Source organism: Saprospiraceae bacterium, assembly GCA_016715965.1.
Classification (GTDB): domain Bacteria; phylum Bacteroidota; class Bacteroidia; order Chitinophagales; family Saprospiraceae; genus Vicinibacter.
Map to the genome: position 1 here is coordinate 2644258 of JADJXG010000001.1, position 20821 is coordinate 2665078.

General features: G+C 35.6%; 19 protein-coding genes. All 19 read left to right on the plus strand.

What is annotated here, in order from left to right; genetic code table 11:
• Position 1 precedes the first annotated feature (1 nt).
• The 19 genes from IPM48_09920 (at position 2) to IPM48_10010 (ending at position 20816) form a co-directional block, all read left to right on the plus strand.
• Positions 2-2662, plus strand: a complete 2661-nt coding sequence (locus IPM48_09920) for a DEAD/DEAH box helicase family protein (GenBank protein MBK9271905.1) — start codon at positions 2-4, stop codon at positions 2660-2662.
• 307 nt (positions 2663-2969) lie between these two features.
• Positions 2970-3530 (plus strand): Crp/Fnr family transcriptional regulator, encoded by a 561-nt coding sequence (locus tag IPM48_09925; protein ID MBK9271906.1) that lies wholly within the window; start codon positions 2970-2972, stop codon positions 3528-3530.
• Between the two features lie 78 nt (positions 3531-3608).
• A complete protein-coding gene (locus tag IPM48_09930; protein MBK9271907.1) occupies positions 3609-3926 on the plus strand; it encodes a hypothetical protein in 318 nt (105 codons plus the stop codon).
• A 205-nt stretch (positions 3927-4131) separates the two neighbouring features.
• Positions 4132-4515, plus strand: a complete 384-nt coding sequence (locus tag IPM48_09935) for a VOC family protein (GenBank protein MBK9271908.1) — start codon at positions 4132-4134, stop codon at positions 4513-4515.
• A complete protein-coding gene (locus IPM48_09940) occupies positions 4512-4952 on the plus strand; it encodes a DUF1801 domain-containing protein (GenBank protein MBK9271909.1) in 441 nt (146 codons plus the stop codon). Before IPM48_09935 ends, IPM48_09940 begins: the two co-directional genes overlap by 4 nt.
• 174 nt (positions 4953-5126) lie before the next feature.
• Entirely contained in the window at positions 5127-5411 is a 285-nt protein-coding gene (locus IPM48_09945) for a hypothetical protein (GenBank protein ID MBK9271910.1), read from the plus strand.
• A 252-nt stretch (positions 5412-5663) separates the two neighbouring features.
• On the plus strand, positions 5664-5900 hold the full coding sequence (locus IPM48_09950; protein MBK9271911.1) for a hypothetical protein: 237 nt from the start codon (positions 5664-5666) through the stop codon (positions 5898-5900).
• 183 nt (positions 5901-6083) lie between these two features.
• The gene (locus tag IPM48_09955) at positions 6084-7292 is read left to right on the plus strand and encodes an alpha/beta hydrolase (protein MBK9271912.1); all 1209 of its coding nucleotides are present in this window, start codon (positions 6084-6086) and stop codon (positions 7290-7292) included.
• 37 nt (positions 7293-7329) lie between these two features.
• Positions 7330-8259, plus strand: coding sequence for a ketopantoate reductase family protein (locus tag IPM48_09960; GenBank protein ID MBK9271913.1), 930 nt, complete (start codon positions 7330-7332; stop codon positions 8257-8259).
• Between the two features lie 71 nt (positions 8260-8330).
• Entirely contained in the window at positions 8331-9263 is a 933-nt protein-coding gene (locus IPM48_09965) for an alpha/beta hydrolase (GenBank protein ID MBK9271914.1), read from the plus strand.
• 67 nt (positions 9264-9330) lie between these two features.
• The gene (locus IPM48_09970; GenBank protein MBK9271915.1) at positions 9331-9804 is read left to right on the plus strand and encodes an HXXEE domain-containing protein; all 474 of its coding nucleotides are present in this window, start codon (positions 9331-9333) and stop codon (positions 9802-9804) included.
• Between the two features lie 242 nt (positions 9805-10046).
• On the plus strand, positions 10047-11069 hold the full coding sequence (locus IPM48_09975) for a ParA family protein (GenBank protein ID MBK9271916.1): 1023 nt from the start codon (positions 10047-10049) through the stop codon (positions 11067-11069).
• A gap of 185 nt (positions 11070-11254) precedes the next feature.
• Entirely contained in the window at positions 11255-13012 is a 1758-nt protein-coding gene (locus IPM48_09980; GenBank protein ID MBK9271917.1) for an AIPR family protein, read from the plus strand.
• A gap of 302 nt (positions 13013-13314) precedes the next feature.
• Complete coding sequence (locus IPM48_09985) at positions 13315-14391, plus strand: asparaginase (protein MBK9271918.1); 1077 nt, start codon at positions 13315-13317, stop codon at positions 14389-14391.
• Between the two features lie 462 nt (positions 14392-14853).
• A complete protein-coding gene (locus IPM48_09990; GenBank protein ID MBK9271919.1) occupies positions 14854-15249 on the plus strand; it encodes a helix-turn-helix transcriptional regulator in 396 nt (131 codons plus the stop codon).
• 69 nt (positions 15250-15318) lie between these two features.
• Entirely contained in the window at positions 15319-16191 is an 873-nt protein-coding gene (locus IPM48_09995; protein ID MBK9271920.1) for an SDR family oxidoreductase, read from the plus strand.
• Positions 16192-16242: 51 nt separating this feature from the next.
• Positions 16243-16644, plus strand: a complete 402-nt coding sequence (locus IPM48_10000; protein MBK9271921.1) for a hypothetical protein — start codon at positions 16243-16245, stop codon at positions 16642-16644.
• A gap of 45 nt (positions 16645-16689) precedes the next feature.
• On the plus strand, positions 16690-19803 hold the full coding sequence (locus IPM48_10005; protein ID MBK9271922.1) for an SIR2 family protein: 3114 nt from the start codon (positions 16690-16692) through the stop codon (positions 19801-19803).
• Positions 19804-19853: 50 nt separating this feature from the next.
• Positions 19854-20816, plus strand: a complete 963-nt coding sequence (locus IPM48_10010) for an ABC transporter substrate-binding protein (GenBank protein ID MBK9271923.1) — start codon at positions 19854-19856, stop codon at positions 20814-20816.
• Positions 20817-20821: the final 5 nt, after the last annotated feature.

Consider the following 20821-nt stretch of genomic DNA (forward strand, 5'->3'; position numbering starts at 1 on the left):
TATGGCAGAAGTTCAATTACTTGCAGACAAAATTCAGCAGGAGTGGGAAACGCTTCTTCAATACGGTATTGCAAAAAAAGAAGTAAAAGAATACATTAAAAGTAATCTAAACCCAATATTTTTAGATAGGGAATATCAAATTGAAGCAGTTTCAAAATTTGACTTTTATCTGAATGTTTCAAAAAGCAAGCCTATCGGTGTCCCAATTCATTTGTTGTTTAATATGGCAACTGGTAGCGGGAAAACTGTTATGATGGCTGCAAACATTTTGGAACTTTATACTAAGGGCTATCGGAATTTCATCTTTATTGTAAACAGTACCAACATTATCAAAAAAACGATTGCCAACTTTATTGAAAAGGATAATCCAAAATACTTGTTTGCTGATAAGGTAATTTTTGATTTCAATGAGATTAATATTAATGCGGTTGAAAATTTTGAAACTGTACCTACTGATGACATCAATATACTTTTCATTACTATTCAAGGGTTGCACAGTCGTTTAGACAAACCCAGAGAAGGGCAAATAACCTTTGAAAGTTTAGCCGAAAATAAAATTGTAATTCTTTCTGATGAAGCGCACCATTTGAATGTACTGACAAAAAGCACTAAAAATAAAGGTGAAGAGGAAGAAGAAAAAAACTGGGAAACCACAATAAATAAAGTATTAGCGGGCAACCCTGAAAACATACTTTTAGAATATACCGCTACTGTGGATTTGAAACATCCAAAAATATTGGAGAAATATACCGATAAAATATTTGTTCGATACTCGCTAAAAGAGTTTAGAAATGATGGATATAGTAAGGAAATAAAACTTATTAAATCGGACTTAACAAACGAACAAAGAATTTTGCAAGCTTTAATTTTAAATCTATTCAGACAAAAGGTTGCAAACAAAAGTAACATTCATTCACCGTATTTACCTTTTAAGTCAGTTATCTTATTTAAGAGTTCAAGTATTGAGGAAAGTAAAACACACTATGCGAATTATTTAATTCAGCTAAAAAGAATAAATATCAGAGAAATTAATGATCTTGAAACAGTTGGCGGTCAAACGCTGAAAAAAGCACTTAAATATTTTGAAGAACAAGGGATAACAAGACAGCAGTTGTGTGATGAAATCAAAGATACATTTAGAGAAGAACGCTGTATTGTAATTAATAACGAACAAGCGAGTGAGGAACATCAAATTGAACTAAATCAATTAGAAGGTGATAAAAATGAATATCGGTTAATTTTCACAGTTAAAATGCTAACTGAAGGATGGGACGTTTTAAATTTATATGATATTGTTCGATTGGATGAAAGCAAAGGAACAAAAAGCAGTACAACAAGCGAGGTGCAATTAATTGGACGTGGTGCAAGATATTTCCCTATGAGTATAACCGCTGGCGATGAAATGTATCAACGTAAACTAGATAAAGACCTTGGCAATACGCTTCGATGCCTTGAAGAATTGTATTATCACAGCATTAACGATAACACTTACATTGAATCTATTACTAAAGAACTTGAAGAACAAGGTATTTATAATCGTGAACAGGAAGACCCAATTCGAGTAAAAGTTAAAGAACAATTTAAACAAACTTCTTTATGGGATGATGGTTTGATTTTTACCAATGAAAAAATAAAGAAAGACCCCAAAAAGGTTACATCCCTAAAGCAAATACACGAAAGCGGTTTGCAATATAAATTTCATATTGGTAGTTCTGCTACGCAAGAATTAGTGGTTTTTAATGAAGAAGACCAAAGCCAAAAGAGTATACCCAAAGACCCAAAATCGAAAAACTTCCCTTGGACAATTCAAAATATTGGAGTTGATATTTGTCTAAAGGCAATGGACAAAATACCATTCTATCAGTTTTCTCATTTAAATCGAATGCTTCCAAATTTGAAAAGCAAAAAGCAATTCATTACGGATGAAAACTACATTGCTAAAGTTCCACTTACAATAATTGCCAATGAAGAACGAATAAAAACATTGACACCAAAGGAAAAATTACAAATTGCTGAAAATATGCTTTTGGCTATAAAGAATGATATTTCAGCCAAAATAACTAAATATGAAGGGAGTAAAGAGTTTGAAGGCAAACCACTAAAAAGTTATTTGCAAAACGACATTTTAATGATGGTGCAAGAACCTGGCGATGATAGTAAAAAGCAATACGGACTTGCTATGACAGGTAATAGAGTTGAAGAATTTAGAATGAATGTCGCAGACAAAGACTGGTATATCTATGAAGAAAACTATGGTACTTCTGAGGAAAAGTATTTTGTAAAATATCTGGAAGTTGTTATTGAAGAACTTAAAAAACAATATACCGACATCTACCTTTTGCGAAACGAGAGACTTTTCCAAATTTATAATTTTTCAGATGGTGCAGCATTTGAACCAGACTTTGTATTATTTCTCAAAGAAAAAGAAACAGAAAAGAAACTTACATATCAACTTTTCATAGAACCCAAAGGAGACGGTTATATCGAAAAGGACAAATGGAAAGAGGAGTTTTTGGAAAAAATGAATGTAAAAGCAAAAATTAAAAAGTTGGACTTGCTATATGAAGATGATAAATTTAAAGTTATTGGCTTACCATTTTACAATTACCAAACAAGACAGAAATTTGAGGAGAAATTTAAAGAAAAACTGAAAATAAAATAGCCAACGCTTCGTAGTCAAGCACATTTGCAGGTCGCACCAGCCAACGCTAAGACCAAAACCTGCAAAAGAGCTTGCCTACCCAAACACACGGTAGACAGAAAAAATGCAGCAAAAATGATAGACAGAATAACGAAAGACAAAAACGGCCAGCTTGTAACAGGCGGTATATTTTATTGCCTAGACAGTGCGAGTTTCAGCGTTTCTGCATCTAATAAACTTTCGTGTAACTTGACAGGACAGTGCTTCGAAATCGGCAACAAAACATACCGCCGACCGTTATGTGCTATGCTAAAACGACAACGTACCGATGACAATAGACAATATTCTTGACAATATTTATCCGCTCACCGAAACTTCTAAACAGACACTCAAAAAGTACATTGACGAAGTAAGTTATCCAAAAGGATATATTTTGTTACGGGCTGACAGAATAGAAAAGAACATTTATTTTATCAAACAAGGAATTGTTCGGGCTTACACCAAAACAGCCGACAACGAGATAACTTTTTGGTTTGGTAAAGAGGGTGACGCCATTATTTCTACGAAAAGTTATGTTGCCAATCAAAAAGGATATGAAGACATTGAGCTGCTGGAGAATTGTAAACTTTATGAATTGAAAACCCAAAATCTTCGGAAACTTTTTGACGAAGACATACACATTGCAAATTGGGGACGAAGATACCTAGAACAGGAATTTATGAAAATGGAAGAACAGCTTATTTCCCGACAATTCCGAACCGCAAAAGAACGTTACAAGCAACTTTTAAAAGATAATCCCAGCTTAATTCAGCGAGTACAACTAGGACACATCGCTTCATATTTAGGAATAACACAAGTAAGCCTAAGTAGAATAAGGGGAGAAATATAGTAACCATCCATTTTTTATCATTTGTAAAATTTTTTCTTGATTCAATTTTTGAACTTTGCGTAAACAAAAAAAAAGATTATGAATTGGATTGCATTGATTCTTGCAGGTATTTTTGAAATCGGTTGGCCACTAGGTTTAAAAATGGCTCAGAATGGCGATGGGTATAAATTTGGATGGATAACTCTAGCCATAGCATCTATGGCAGTTAGCGGTGTATTATTGTTTTATGCCCAAAAAACAATTCCAATTGGCACCGCATATGCTATATGGACAGGTATCGGGGCTGTTGGAACATTACTAATTGGCATATTCTTCTTTGGTGATTCGGCTAATATATTTAGACTATTGTCGGCAACGCTCATCATCGTTGGAATAGTTGGATTAAAAGTATTTTAACTGCCCTGTGAAGTTGTTAAAATGCACAGCACATAACAAGGTATTGCCAAAAGCGGGGCTGAACGACTTCGATTGGTCATTTGTGCAAGGTTCAACATTCGTTCTTCGATTGAACTTTTGTACTAAAAATCCCCGCCTTCGGCAATACCCAAAACGTTATGCGTCAGCTTAGAAAACGACAACCGAACATTTAAAACAGAAAAATATGAAAAATAAAATGACACATTTTGCCATTCACATTGACGACATTGAACGGGCAAAGAACTTTTATGACGGAGTTTTTGATTGGGGTTTCAACTCTTACGGACAAGGAGACTTTTTGCAAATCAAGGCGGACAAGTCCGAGAGTGGAGAATTGATTGGAGCTTTGCAGTCAAGAAAATATTCGCCAATTCCTGACAAAGTTATTGGTTTGGAATGCTCAATTAGTGTTGAGAACATTGACGAAATCATTGAAAAGGTAAAAAGTAATGGCGGACAAGTTGTTATGCCGAAAACAGCTATTCCTTATGTAGGTTATTTAGCAAAGTTCTTGGACACAGAAGGTAACTTGATTTGTGGAATGCAATACGACAATACAGCGAGATGAAAAAAACACGACCAATTCACCCAGACTTTCAATTCTTTTTGGACTTCAAAGACCAAGAAGTAATTGACTTGTTTAAAGATTTGAGAGAATACATTTTGGAACTGTATCCCGACTGTAATGAGCTTGTTTATCATACTCACGCCTTGACAGCAGTTTTTTCAATCTCTGACAAGCTATCAGACGCTTTTTGTATGTTACCAATTTATACAAACCACCTAAATTTAGGGTTTAACAAAGGGACACTTTTGAAAGACCCAAATAAACTCTTAACAGGGACAGGTAATTTAATCAGACACATAGATGTAAAAAAGCCAAGTGATTATAGAAACCCCAAAGTAAATACTTTGATAAAAGAAGCTATTGATTTTGCAATTAAGGATATGGACAAACCGACAAAATCAATAGGTGTGACAATTTCAAAAATCAAGAAGAAATGAAAGCCGAACGCATAACAGCGGTTTGGCAAAAAAGCGGGTTTCGTGCTTCTATGACACATTTGTGGTTAAACAAACATTTGTGCTTCTAATGAACTTTTGTGCTAATAATCCGCTTCTTCGCCAAGCCGCCAAACGTTAGCTGCCATTTTTTGACGATATTACTAAATTTGAAATATGATAACTCTAAGAATTGAACATAAAATAGCCAACTATGAAGCTTGGAAAAAAGCATTTGATAGTGACCCAATTAATCGAAAACAATCAGGTGTGAAAAGCTATCGTGTTTATCGACCTGCAGACGATGACTTTTTTATCATCATCGAGCTTGACTTTGATAACATCGGACAAGCCTTAGCGACACAGGCTGCATTGAACAAAATGTTTGGTAACATAGACGGCAAAATCATATTCGGCCCACAGACAAAAATTCTGAATATTATTGAAACAGTTGAACTTTAACAATAACCACACCATGATACTAAATCTTATACGTTTTTCGAACATCATTGTAGCGGCTCTACTTGCCGGGACAAGCTTCGGAATTTGGATGGGACTAAATCCTACCAACTATTCGCCTTCAGCTTACATAGAACAACAGCAAAATCTGGTTCAATCATTAAATGCATTGATGGTTTCCCTTGTTATTTCTGCAACTTTAGTGACAGTTGTTTCGGCATTTCTTCAACGTAGGAACAAGAGTACTTTTATGACATTACTTATTGCTGCATTTTTTTTGCTTCGTGTATTTTCATTTCAAGGTTTGGAAATCTTCCAATCCAGACTGAAATGCTTAATTGGAGGACAGATTCTCTTCCTGACAACTGGATTTCGCTTCGTGACAAGTGGTGGTCGCTTCACATTATGCGGACAGTTGCAGAATTAATTGCTCTTGCACTTGTGGCTTGGACAACAAGTAAAACTGTTTTAAACATTAGCAATGAAAAGTAAAACGTCAGCTAACAGCGGTTTGGCGATATGGCGGGCGAAGTGCTTCGTAGAAACATTTGTGGTTAAACAAACTTGTTCTTCGTATGAACATTAGTGCTATAAATCCGCCACATCGCCAAGCCGCAAACCGTTAGCGGTCATTGTAACGGACGATACCAAACATATTAACAGACCAGAAATATAATGGCAAAAAAAGCAGGAAGAGGGACGACAAAGAATATTTTCTTTAAAAATCAAGAAATGAACTTCACCGTTCTTCGTGCTTTAATGGGAGTATATGATGATGGTGCAACTATTGGAGAATGTTTACGAGTTGTTCAAAATACGAAAAATGGAGACAACGAAACTTTTATTAAGGAATGGCAATCGATTGGCAATCTAAATTTGGAAAGAGCAATTATTGCAACAGACAAGGGAGATTTAATAAGAGCAAGAGAAAATTATTTTCGAGCCTCTACCTATTTCAAGTCGGCAATGATTACATTAAATCCACTTGACACCAGACACAAAGACTTTTGGAAACTTTCAGTTGACTGTTTTGAAAAAGCAGGAGCTTTACTTGAATGTCCAATGGAGATAATTCAAGTAGAATTAAATGATAAGACGCTTCCTTGTTATTTTATACCAGCAAAAAAGAACAAAGTATGCCCAGTTATATTTCTTGTTACTGGTGGTGAAGGGTCTAATACAGAAATGTATTTTTGGGTTGGAGCATATGCGCTAAAAAATGGATATAGCGTTTTTTTGTATGAAGGGCCGGGCAATTTTTCGGCAATGTATACTAGCGGACTGACAATGATGCCAAACAGCGAAGTTCCTATTGGTAAAGCATTGGACATTCTTTGTAGCAGACCTGATGTTGATGTTGACCGCATTGCAATGTTTGGAATTAGTTTTGGCGGTTATTTAGTTGCCCGTGCTGCAATATTCGACAAAAGGATAAAGGCTTTAATACCCAACTCTCCTTTGACAAATATTCATAAAATGCTTATAAGCGTGTTTCCAAATTTTATTTTTAAGCTACCTGACTGGTTACTAAATTTCATTAAAAAATACTTAATGAGTTATTCGGACAAGGCAACACTTGACCTGTTGCTTTGGGAAGGAGGCACAAAAATTTTTAAGGACGGAATAAACATTCTTAAAGCTTATTCAATCGAAGGACTTGAAAGCAAAATCACTTGCCCAACTTTAGCTTTGGCAGCGGAAGGAGAAGGTAATGAATTTAACAAACAAGCTAAAGACTTTATAGGAAATATTAGTTCGCAAGAAAAGACACTCCGTATTTTCACAAGTGAAGAAGGTGCAGGTTCTCATTGTCAGGTGGACAACCACAGACTGATGAATGAAGTCGTAATAACGTGGTTAAATAAATTATGGAAATTAAATTAATAAAGCTAGCGGGAAAAAAACGAACGATAAATTAAACATGGAAATTAAAAAAATACTGATTTTTGGTGCGGGTGTTATTGGTTCTGTTTATGCAGGGAAACTTTCATTGGCTGGACACACCGTTTCAGTTTTAGCTCGAAATAAACGACTGGACGAACTTCAACTTAATGGACTTTTACTTTCTGAAAATGGAAAGAATACAATTAAAACAAATGTTATTGTTATTTCAGAATTAAAAAGGGATGACATCTATGATTACATTTTTGTAACCTTAAGGAAAGACCAAGTAAAAAATGCTTTACTACTCTTAGGACAAAATCAATCAAAGATTTTTGTGTTTATGGTCAATACTTCAAGCGGTTATGCTGACTGGATTAGTCCAATAGGACTTGAAAGGGTAATCCCTGCATTTCCAGGGGCAGGTGGAAAAATTGAAAATGGCATAGTTTATTATTCCTTGACATCAAGATTTATTCAACCAACAACACTTGGAGAAATAGACGGAAAGGCGACACAACGAACTAATGAATTAGCCAAAATATTAAGTAATGCAGGTTTTCCAACCTCAATTTCAAAAAAAATTGACAGTTGGCAAAAATCACATGTAGCAATGGTATGTCCGCTTGCATACGGAATTTACTTTGATGGTGGCAATAATTATACTTTCGCAAAAAACAAAATGGCAATTATTCAAATGAATAAAGCACTGAAAGAAAATTTTGGGTTCTTAAAAAAATCTGGAATTGGAGTTGAGCCTGCCAAATTAAACCTATTCAGATTTGTTCCGCTACGTATTCTGAATTTCCTTATTCCTTTAGTATTCAATACAAAATGGGCAGAGACAGTTATCTCAAATCATGCACTTGCAGCTCGTGACGAGATGAAAATGCTATTCAATGATTTTATTTTATTAGCAAAGGATAAGGGATATAATTTAAATGAATTAAAAAAATTAAGCCCTCTTTAAGACATAAATGAAGAGATTATTTAAGCAGAATAAAAAAACTAAAATATAATTGAACGTTAAATCCACATATAATGAATTATTACACTGAAACAACATATTGGAAAAAATACAATGATTTTTTACCAGAAGAGTTACAATACAAGAATAACAAACTTCCTATTGAAGAATATTGGAAATGGAAAGACTTTAATATTCATTTAGACAGAATGAAAAATCCAAATTCACCATTAAAAATAATTATACTTCACGGTGCTGGTGGTAATGGTAGAGTTGTTGGTTTATTGGGCAACTTTTTACACCCTTTAGGTTATGAATATGTTGCACCGGATTTAATTGGATACGGATTAACAAAAAATCCTAAAAAAATAAATATTGAATATTCGGTTTGGGTAGATAGTATATCTGACTTTATCAATGAAGAATTATTAAAGGATAATAGACCGGTTGTATTGTTTGGGCTTAGTGTGGGTGGATTGTTAGCATATCAGGTTGCTGCAAAAAATGATAATGTAAAAGGTATAATTGCAACAACTTTGGCAGACCCTCGTTCCAAAAAAGTAAGAGATGACCTGGCAAGGAATAAATTTTTAAGTAGAGCCGGAATGCCAATCAGTAATTTTTTTAAGTTATTATCTGACCATATTAAACTACCCATAAAGTGGCTTTGCAAAATGGATAAAATTACTAATGACGTTAATTTTTCAAAGGTGTTTTCAAATGATAAATTGGCAGGCGGTAGTATGGTTAAGCTAAGATTTTTAAGGACATATATGAACTTTAAGCCTGATAAAGAACCGGAAAACTTTAATAAATGTCCGGTTTTGTTTTTACAACCTGAAAAAGATACTTGGACAACATTAGAAACGAGTAAACCTTTTTACGATAGACTTAATTGCATTAAGAGATTAGTGATGTTAGAAAATTGTGGACATGCTCCATACGAAGAACCTGGGTTAACTACTATGAAAACAGAAATTTTAAAAATTTTAACCGAAATAAAATAATAACTGCATACAGTAATTTTCAGAAATAATTAATTTGTTAAAATAACATTTAAAACTCTCTACACCTATGGAAACAAATCCATCTTTACCAAACAATAAAAACGTAAATCTTATTTATTGGCTTCCATTTATTTGTTTTGTTTTACATACCATAGAAGAAATCCCTGGTTTTGCAATTTGGGTAGCTAAACATTTCAAAGAGTATTCTACCGAAACTTTTGTTTTTGAACATATACCTTTAATCTGGCTCGCCTTAGCTACCTCGTATTTTGCTACAACGACAGAGAAAAAGGTATGGAAGATTTTGGCGGTGGCCTGGCAAATACAGTTTGGTCTTAACGCTTTCTTTCATCTTACAACAACCCTGTTATTTGACGAATATGCTCCAGGTTTATTTGTGGGAGTAGGAATTAATTTACCATTAACCGTGTATTTGTTATATCAGGTCATAAAATTTAAGCTATTATCTAAAACCAATCTTTTAATAGCTTTTGGAATTGGCATTTTAGTGGCTGGTTTAGCAATAGCAACTTTGTTTTAGTATGACTAAACAAACTATGGAAATTAAACGGACAAAACTAACGGACGAAAAACAACGAACCGCTAACAAGGGGTTTGCGATAGCGGGGGTTCCGTGCTTCACAGACACATTTGTGCAAGGTGGAAGTTCAGTTCTCCAAATGAAGTTTAGTGCTAAAACACCCCGCCATCGCAAACCCCCGAAACGTTGGCAGCAACTTTAAGTGACAGAAAAACAAAACTTTAAAACAAAAACAATAAATTATGAAATACGCATTTTGGAACAACAAAGGTGGGACAGGAAAAACAAGCCTTGCATTTCAGACAATAACTGAATATGCTATTGCAAACCCTACAAAAAGAATTTTAGCTATTGACTTATGTCCACAAGCTAACTTGTCAGAAATATTAATGGGTGGACTTCTTGGAAACGGTGGAAACAACCTAAACAATTTATATACATCAACACCAGCAACTTCAATTGGTGGTTATTTCCAAGAGCGACTTTCAAGTCCTTATCAAGTTCCGACAATAAACGCAGCACAATACATTTCAAACCCGAGCAGTTTCAACAATAGTATCCCTGTAAATATTGACCTAATTGCAGGCGACAGAATTGTTGAGTTGCAATCAAACTCAATTTCTGCTCTTTCAATAACTCAAATACCGGGTGTTGACACTTACATTAAAATCGTAGATTGGGTTAACGACCTTATTGACGCATTAAATCAACTAAACAATTACGATGATGTGTTTATAGACACAAACCCAAGTTTTGCAATTTACACCCAAATTGCACTTGCGGCAAGTGAACGACTTATTGTTCCCGTAATGGCTGATGACAGTTCAAGAAGAGCATTGAGAAATATCTTCTCATTGGTTTACGGACTTAATTTACCTTCTACAATTTATAATCAATACGCATTCAACAACAAATTAACTGCCGCAGGTAAAGTATTGCCTAAAATACATTTAGTAGTTAAAAACAGACTTACCCAATATATGGGACCTGCATCAGCATACGCTTCGGTTTTAACGTCAATTGACCAAGACATTAACTCAATTCTCACCTCCCATCCTCAACACTTTACATTTAACAATATAGTAAATGGAGTTGTTGAAGTGAGAGATTTTCAAACGACAGGAGTTGTTGCATTTGCAGAAGCAACACCTTTCTCACGTTTGGCAACAGGAAATCATAACATTTTTGGAAATATTACACAAGTTCAACAGGCATATTTGACAAACTGTATAACATCAATCAATGGAATTGTAACACGAATATAAAAGCAGCTGCCAACAGGCGTTTGGCTCAATGGCGGGTAACGTGGTTAATTGAACATTCTGCCTCGCATCAACATTTGTGGTGTATTGACAATTTTGTGCTCCGAAATCCGCCACTGCGCCAAGCGCCAAAACGTTGGCGGTCATGCTAAAAACGACACAGTAAACAATTAACAACGACATAAAATATGTTTGAACAGATTAACGAAGAAATTAAAACACCCTACTATCAGGACAATTTCCCCAACAACGGACAAAGATTTGTGGCTTGGTATTTACGTAATGTTCACTTACGTGACATGGTAGAAACCCGAGACGACATTACTGATGGTGCGGACGACAAACAGATAGATGCCATAGTAATTGACGATGATAAAAACACAATTTTTATTCTTCAAGGAAAGTTCATTGGTGGGACAGCGGTTGACGCTGAACCATTGAGAGAAGTATTATCCTCATGGATACAGCTACGTGACCTTGTTAGACTTCAAGAAGTTGGGAACAACAAACTGAAAAGAAAATTATCAGACGTTGCAAGAGCGTTAGAAGACGACTATGAAATTGCCTTTGAATTAATAACCACGGGGGACTTAACGGCAGCAGCCAAAAATGACCTTGCGACCTTTCAACAACAGCTTGCGGACTTATCTGAAAAAGACGACTTAATCTGTTCAATTTCTGTAATAGACAGTGACGAAATTAAAAGACGTTATGACCTTGCACTTGAAAAGGAAAATCCTTCCATAAACCATGTAATAGACCTTTCAGCAGGGCACTTTATGTATGAAACATTAGCAAACACTCAAGTTGCTATTGGGGCACTTCCGTTGAAAGAGTGCATAAAAATACCAGGTATAAAAGATGGAACTCTATTTCAAAAAAATGTTAGACAGAGTTTAGGACTGAGTAACACAGTAAATAAGGGTATCAGACAAACAATTTACAGTGACAAACACAAAGACTTCTTCTTTTTCCATAATGGTATTACTGCTATTTGTAACAGAATGGAAAAGAAGGATAATCAATTGAAACTACATGGACTTAGTGTTGTAAACGGTTGTCAATCTTTAAACACGATTTTAAGTTGCAGTGAAAAGGTCAAAACACTTGAAGACACTTACGTTCTTTTCCGCTTCTATGAAATCCCACAGCGAGACAGAGCCGATAGAATAAGCATTAACACAAACTCTCAAAGCGCAGTAAAACCAAGAGATTTAAGAAGTAATGACAAGCGTGTTTTAAATATCAAAAAACAATTTGAGCAGAAATACTCACAAGGTTACTTTATTACAAAACGTGGTGAAGTTCCGCCAGCCGACAAGGACAAATCTTATGTTCTCGACTTTTCAGACTTGGGCAAGTTCTTAATTGCTTGGCATTCACAAAGACCAAATATTTCATACAGCGAGACAAAAATATTTGACAAATACTTTGAGCAGCTCTTTAAAAGAGAATACAAACCTGAAAATGCCCATGCACTTAATTTCTTCTATCAAGAAATTCTGAAAACATGGGGAAAAGAAAATCCGCTTGGACTTAATGAAACTCTCTTAGCAATGAAAGCATATGCTCCCTATCACCATTTATATGCTGTATCAATGTGCTTTTCAATATCAAATAACCAAGCTGAAAGAGTTCCATTTCCAATAAAGTGTTATGAGAAAGCCAAAGAAGCAGGGATGGTTGGAGAGATAATTAAAATTGCAGGTGTGAGCCTAAATATGGCACTTGAAGCAGCAGCAAATGAACCGCAACCCCAAAACAGAGTTTTCAGCCCTCATAATTGGATTAAGGCAAAAAGTTGTTTAGCAGGAATAAATGGTGCTATTAGAAACTATTTCAGTATGCTTCCTCTTATGCCGGGCGGACAAGAAATAAAAAACCGACTGACAACAACTCTTGAATTAAATCCCGAAGACTTTGAATATAGATGGGCAGCGGACTAACAGACATAGAAGAAGCACGAACCGCCAACATGCGTTTGGCGCAATGGCGGGTGACGAGGTTAAGTCAAGTGCAGTGCTTCTATGAAGCATTTGTGCAGGCTGACAGTTTAGTGCTTCTAAGTCCGCCACTACGCCAAGCGCAAAAACGTTGTGCACAATGCCGCGGGACAGCGGGACTGTGCTTCGAACATTGGCACTTTTGCTTGCCACTCATTCCCGCGCGACACCAAAGCAAGCAAAAGAGCCAACGATTTCCCAAGATGAAAAATTTACTAATTTCAACTACATATTAAAAGACTGAGATGAACTTTTTAATCAACACACTAAAAAAAATACTATTAGTACTTCTTTGTTCCAGTTGGACTCATTGTGCCACATCACAAAATTTACCGCGTATAATTGTGTTATCAACTGGCGGCACAATTGCTGGACAGCAACCGAATATGGATAAGGCAGGTTATTTGCCGGGCAAAATTCCCGTTGAGGAATTACTCAAGAACATTCCTTCAATCACTCAAAAGGCCATTATTCAGGGAGAGCAAATAGCATCGATAGGAAGTTATGATATGACTGTAGACATATGGATAAAAATAGCACTGCGTATCAATGAAATATTTGTTAAGAATGAAGCTGATGGAATTGTAATAACCCATGGTACAGATACGCAAGAAGAAACAGCTTATTTTCTCAATCTTACTGTTCAATCAGATAAACCAGTTGTATTAACTGGATCAATGCGTCCAGCAACAGCCATAAGCGCTGATGGGTCTAAAAATTTATATGATGCCATCATTGTAGCAAGTGATACTAGCAGTAAGGGAAAAGGTGTGCTGTTATGCTTTAATGAGAATGTCTATGATGCTAAAAATGTAGTTAAGTCAAGCACTACCAGTGTGAATGCATTCTCGTCACCAAATACTGGTGCCATAGGACAAGTATATGATGGAAAAGTATTTTATAACACCAAGACATTTAATAAGCATAACGGTTTTAGCGCTTTTGACATCACTAAACTTGCTTCATTACCAAACGTAGAAATTGTTTATGCTTATGCAGGAGCCTCTGATGCGGCAATAAATGCTTTTATCAATAATAAAGTTGACGGGATAATAATAGCGGGGACTGGGAATGGCAGTTATGATAAAGCTATACGAGAATCCGTAAATGATGCAGTTAAAAAAGGCATAATAGTAGTAAGATCATCAAGAGTATTTTCAGGGAAAGTTACCACTCAATATGTAGGACAATTTGACGATTCTAAATTTGGTACAATATTTTCAGATAATCTTAATCCTCAAAAAGCAAGAATACTTTTGATGCTTGCGTTAACCATCACAAAAGACAAAAATAGAATTCAAGAATTGTTTCTGACTTATTGATTGAAAAATCATTAATTACTTATAAGTCCAGACGGTGAGGCTAGCAAGAAATTGGACATGGGAAAGATTAAAAGAGTTGAAAATTGACAAGCCGACTGTCGACTAAAAACATTTCGGACTTCTTTACCGATAGAGACATCGACAAAGATTCATGCTTCGAACCCGCAGCACCAATGCCCAAAGCCGCGCAACTTCAACACACATCCAAAGCTTTGACATCCGTGCTGCTCAGTAACGGTCGAATGCGGCACTGTGCACAACAAAAGGTTTGCACAATTGCCGGGTTCGGTGTCCTCATTAACTCTCGGTTTCATTATTTACATTTGTCACGGGGGACACTGTACAACTGGTCAGCCTTGCCATGCTTCGCATTTAGCAAGGCTTCCTATACCGGCAACTGTGCAAACCCAAACGTTAGCGGTCAGGCTACAACGACACCCAAACGACAATAATCATAACGGAATGACAACAGAAAAAGATAAAGCATCTGTAAGACAAAAGGAAATAGTTGCCCAGTATCTTCACGAGCTTGACAAACATTTGACCGACCTTAAAAACGGAATGGCTGACAAAACTTTTGAAATAAAGGATTTGGCTGAATTGCTATTTGTAAGTCCCAAACATTTGAGCAACACTATTCAGGAAGTATTAGGGAAATCGCCCTGCGATATTTATGAAGAGCGGCTTATGGAAATTTCTAAAGAACTTTTGCTTACAACCAACAACACCATCTCACATATCGCACAGACATTAACCTTTGACCCGTCTAACTTCACCAAATTTTTCAAGAGCTATGAAGGCAAAACCCCAAAACAATTTCGTGAACTAAATTCAAAAACTGAACTTCTCACCAAATAATCGGAACTTCTCACCATAATTCAACCCATAATCTATTTGGAAATTTGCACCAACAAATTCAAATAGATTATGACAAAGAAAATTCTAATAACAGGTGCAAGTGGTGGCTTCGGAAAATTAATCGTATTTGCACTGTTACAAAAAGGTCATTCAGTTGCCGCTTCTATGCGGGACATCAATGGGAAAAACAAATCCATTGCAGACGAACTGAGTAAAGCAGGAGCAAAAATTATAGAAATTGATGTTACTGACGATACAAGTGTAAACAATGGAGTGCAAAAAGCCATTGCAGAACTTAATGGCTTAGATGTTTTGATAAACAATGCAGGTACCGGAGTTCTTGGAATGCAGGAGTTTTTTACACCTGCCGATTTTCAAAAAATATTTGACATTAATGTTTTTGGGGTACAACGAATGAACAGGGCCGTTGTTCCCTATTTCCGTGAAAAGAAGGACGGTTTGATTGTTTATACTTCAAGCTTGCTTGGCAGAATAGCCTTGCCATTTTACGGAGCTTATCAGGCTTCAAAATGGGCATTGGAAGCTCTAGCAGAAAATTACAGGGTAGAACTTTCTGGTTTCGGAATTGAAAATTGCATTGTAGAGCCGGGAGGATACCCAACTTCATTTAACGAAAATCTAATAAAGCCAAGCGACAAAAGTAGAGAAGCCGCTTATGGCGATTTTGCAAAAGTGCCTGAAATAGCACTTCAAAATTTTGAGAATGTTTTAAAGAACAATCCGCAACAAGACCCTCAAAAAGTGGCAGACGCTTATGCCGAACTTCTTGAAAAACCCAAAGGCGAAAAACCATTCCGTAAGGCAGTTGATTTTATTGGTATGGCAGAACATATCCAAAAATATAATGAACACCACGAGCAAATAATGACAGGACTTTACACAAAATTTGGAACACAAGGAATGCTGAGTGTAAAGAAATAAGTCAACGTGAAATATTTTCAGGACAAAGGTTAATACTTCGGTATTGACCTTTTGGCATTAGCAAAAGCCCGAACCGCTAACAAGGTATTTGCAAAAGCACGGCTGACGGAAGTAATTGAACAGTTGTGCATCTATCAACTTTTGTGCTTATATTTAGCTGACGTTTTTCAAATACCGTGCCTTCGCAAATACCCAAAACGTTACCGGAAACCCTATGACGACAGTGCTAACATTAAAATGATTGATATGAAACGAACTTTTGGGAACAATTTAACCAAACAACTTACCGACAAACAGACAGGCAACGCTTCGTTTTTAATTTCTTTTTTTTGCCAACGCACAAATATTTTAATTCAATTTTTTGGCAACGCACAAAACACACTTTCATTTTTTCCCCAACCCACGAACCCAACGCAGAAAAAAAATGAAAGAGTGTTTTCTCCAACGCTTTAAGAAAAACAAACAACCAAAAACTATCGTAGCTGCATAAATATTACCATGACTATTATTGACAAAAAAGTATTTCTAAGGAGTTTTGCAGTAAGACCAAACGGCTCATTGAATTTTCTTTTAGGTGCAGGTGCATCAGTGCAAGCGAACATTCCAACAGCAGGGACTTTAATATGGCAATTCAAACGCAAACTTTATTGCGAAGCCAATAATGTTAGAGAAGAAAAATTCAAGGACTTGGAATCAGAAAGAAACAGAGGAATAATTCAAAGCTACTTTGAATTGAAAGGTGGCTTTCCCCCTCTTTACAATCCTGACGAGTATTCATTTTATTTTGAGAAATGCTATCCCAACTCAATTGACAGAAAAGCTTTCATTCAAAGAATTGTTCAGGGCAAAAACCCATCAATTGGGCACAGATGTCTTGGCGTTTTGTTTGACACTCAAAAGGTGAATCACATTTGGACAACAAATTTTGACGAGTTAATTGAAAGCGGAATTAAAAGCATTAACAACGCTTCCAACTTTGAAACAATTTCTGAGGACAGCAAAAACCAATTGGATAATCTGAACAGATTGCAACGAGTAATAAAACTGCATGGAGATTATCGCTATGACAAATTGCAAAACACATCTTCTGAACTCCAAACTCTAGAGAATGACTTACATAAATACTTTGCAAGTATTCAATCCCAAACGGGCTTAGTTGTCATTGGCTATAGCGGAAATGACAAATCAGTGTTGGATGGTTTCAATGAAGCATTAAAAGCAAACAATCCATTTCCCTATGGTTTACATTGGTGCATACGCAAAGGAGAAACACCTAACAAAAATTTTGTTGAACTTATTGAGAATGTAAACGCAAAAAGTAAAGAGAAACTTTCTGGCTTTGTTGAGATAGAAAGTTTTGACGAGTTTTTGTTTGAACTCTATATCGCTAATGAAAAGCCAAACGATGAAATTGAAAATATTGCAAAAACAAGGTTTGAAACAAGAAGACCCTTTGCCTCACCGCAGATAAGCAACAATTTCACACCAATAAAACTGAATGGACTTAAAGCAACTGTATTTCCAAAAACTGTTTACAGTTTCAAAAGTGATTTGGAAGGTTGGAAAGAGCTAAGAGAATTGGTTGCAGAGCAACCAATCAAAGCGGCTCTTTCAAAAGGGAACACTTTGGCTTTTGCAAATACAGATACTATAAACAAAGTGTTCAACGGTAGAGTAAAATCTGAAATCATTACAGTTGACATTGACGACAGTATTACTTACAAACAAGATTCTTTTTTCACTGGATTGATTTATGACCTGATTGAATTCAATCTGCTTTCAACTTTCAATCTTCAAAGAGTTCCTGCACACAGTTACAGAAAATACTACTCAACAGAAAACCTTGTTTCGCAAGCCGAGCTTGCGAAGTATTACATTCAAACGAATGCAAAAATTTATGAGGCGGTAGAATTTCAAATTGAATTCCACAACAAAGAACTTTTCTTGACATTACTTCCATCCATTCACATTGATTCAAACAGCACACTAACAAGAATTGAGAAACAAAATATTTCAAACAAGATTTTCTCAAACAGAAGAAATGATGCAGTGAATGAAAGAGAAAAATTTTGGATTAACCTTTTCAAAAATGGCAATGACACAATTCAATTTTCTCTTGACACATTCAAGGTAGAGTTTGAATCAAACTATTCAAGTGCTGGAATTCCAGTTTCAAAAACGCATAGTTTCAAAGGTGCATTTCAGAACAATGAACCCCAGTTAGATTTTCATATCAGCGATAAGAATTATCAAATGAGTCATCCCCTGAAAGGATTAAAAACTTTTGGACCATTGGATTATTCATTTGAAAACAATAAAGCAAATCCGCAAGCAATAAAATTAGGTATCATTTCCCCCGAAACAGGTTTCGCAAGAATTCAAAAACATCTTAACGGGCTTAACGAAGAAATAAAAGCAACAACAGAAAAAGATTATTTGATTGAATATTTGCCATTTTCAACAATCTACAAAAGATACCTTGACATTCCACAGAACACCGATAACAAGTTTGTTGAGTTGATTAAAGAAGCAGATGTAAATAAACTTAGCCAGTTGGAATTTTATGATTTTCTAAAAAGAAAAATTGACTACTTCTATACCATCAGAGGCGAGTTTGATGTTTTGATTCTTTACTTACCAAACTCTTATCAAAGGTTTCGTGAACTGAAAAATGAAACCACATATTTTGACTTACATGATTCGCTAAAACTTTATTGTGCTAAAAAGAATATCAAAATTCAAATGATTGAGGACAAGTCCATCAATTATTTAGACCCTGCAAAAGTTAGATGGTGGCTTTCTTTGGGCTTGTATGTAAAAGCAAACGGAACGCCTTGGAGAAATCAAACAGTAACGGATTCAACAGCATTTATCGGTTTGGATTTTTCAATTCAAAAAATAAATGCTCAAACAAAATATGTTTTAGGTAGCAGCCAAATCTTTGATTCATCAGGACAAGGTTTGAGATTTTTACTTCAACCAATTGAGCATCCAGTTTTCTATGGAAAGAATCCTTTCATGAGTAAAGAAGATGCAAGACGATTGATATTGAAATTGAAAGAAGCATATTACAGGATTGACGGAAATTCAAAACTTGACAAACTTGTAATTCACAAAGTCCTTCATTATACACATGATGAAATGAAAGGCATATCAGAGGCACTTGAAGGAATTGACAATGTTGAGTTGTTACAGATTCAGAAGTATTCTAATTGGAGAGCAATCAGAGGAGAGAAAAACAGTTTGACACAGCAAATAAAAATTCACGGTTATCCTATTCAGAGAGGAACAGTAATTCAATTGGATGATTTCAGCTTTCTGCTTTGGACACACGGTTCTGTTTTAGATAATGATGTTGCAGGAACAGGAAGAAATTATTATCAAAGTGGCAGAGGAATTCCTGCACCACTTTTAATAAGAAGATTTAGAGGCAAAGACCCGATTGAAACAACAGCAAAAGAAATTCTTGCTCTCACAAAAATGAATTGGAATGGTGGTGAACTTTACAAAACATTGCCTGTAACACTTGACTTTTCAAAGCGGCTTTCACGATATGCAAAGCAGGCAGAAACTTTACAAGCAACTCCTTATGACTTTAGATTTTTCATGTAAATAAAAATTAGCAATCTCAAAATTCTATCTTTGAAACAAAAAAATTAGCAATGAAATCAATATCAAAAATTTCGGTTTTAGCAGTCATGACATTTGCAATTCTACTTTCAAGTTGCAATAGTTGTAACAACACAACCCACGACCAAAAAATAAAAGTTGGCTACCTTCCAATGGTATCAAGTTTAACTCACTTTGTTGCTGTTGAAAAAGGCTACTACAAAGAAGAAGGACTGGAGGTGGAAGCAAACCCAATCAAGACTAGCAACTTGATTGCTCAAGACCTTGTTACGGGTCATATAGATGCGGGTATTGAACTTTCAATTGTTCCGCTTTTAAAGCAACTTGAAAACTCACCTAATGCAGCAAAAATATTTTCAATCAGCAACATTACAAGTGAAAATGGCTTTGATGGAATCGTAGTTAAATCAACTTCATCCATTACAAAGTTGGAAGAACTTTCAGGTAAAAAAGTTGGAGTGTTTCCCGGAACTACTGCCAAAAATTCTCTTGCTGAAATTTTTAAAAGAAACTTTCCAACGCTTGCACTTCCAACATTTATTGAGTTAGACCCACCATTACACATTCAATCTTTAGAAAGCGGAGACATTGATGCACTTTTCACTTATGAGCCAACCTTAACAACAGGCATTGTAAAAAGTAACTTCAAAAAAATCTCAACTTCAATTTATGCAATGCAATACTCCCCTAATCCAATTGGTATTGCTGCAATGAATCAAAAGTGGTTGGAAGAAAATCCTGAAACTGCTAAATCATTTTTCAGAGCAATTGATAAAGCTGTAATATTCATTAAAGAAAATCCAGCGGAAGCACGACAGATTTTAGCAAAGTCAACCAACCTTGATTCAAAAGTTGCTGATGCAATGAACATAATGCCGCTTTCACTTTCAACCCAAATTGACCAAAACAACTTGAAAGGTTACTTAGATGTATTGAAAAATTTGGGAGAAATAAAAACAGTTCCTAACACACAGGACATTTGTATCAAACAGTAAACTAA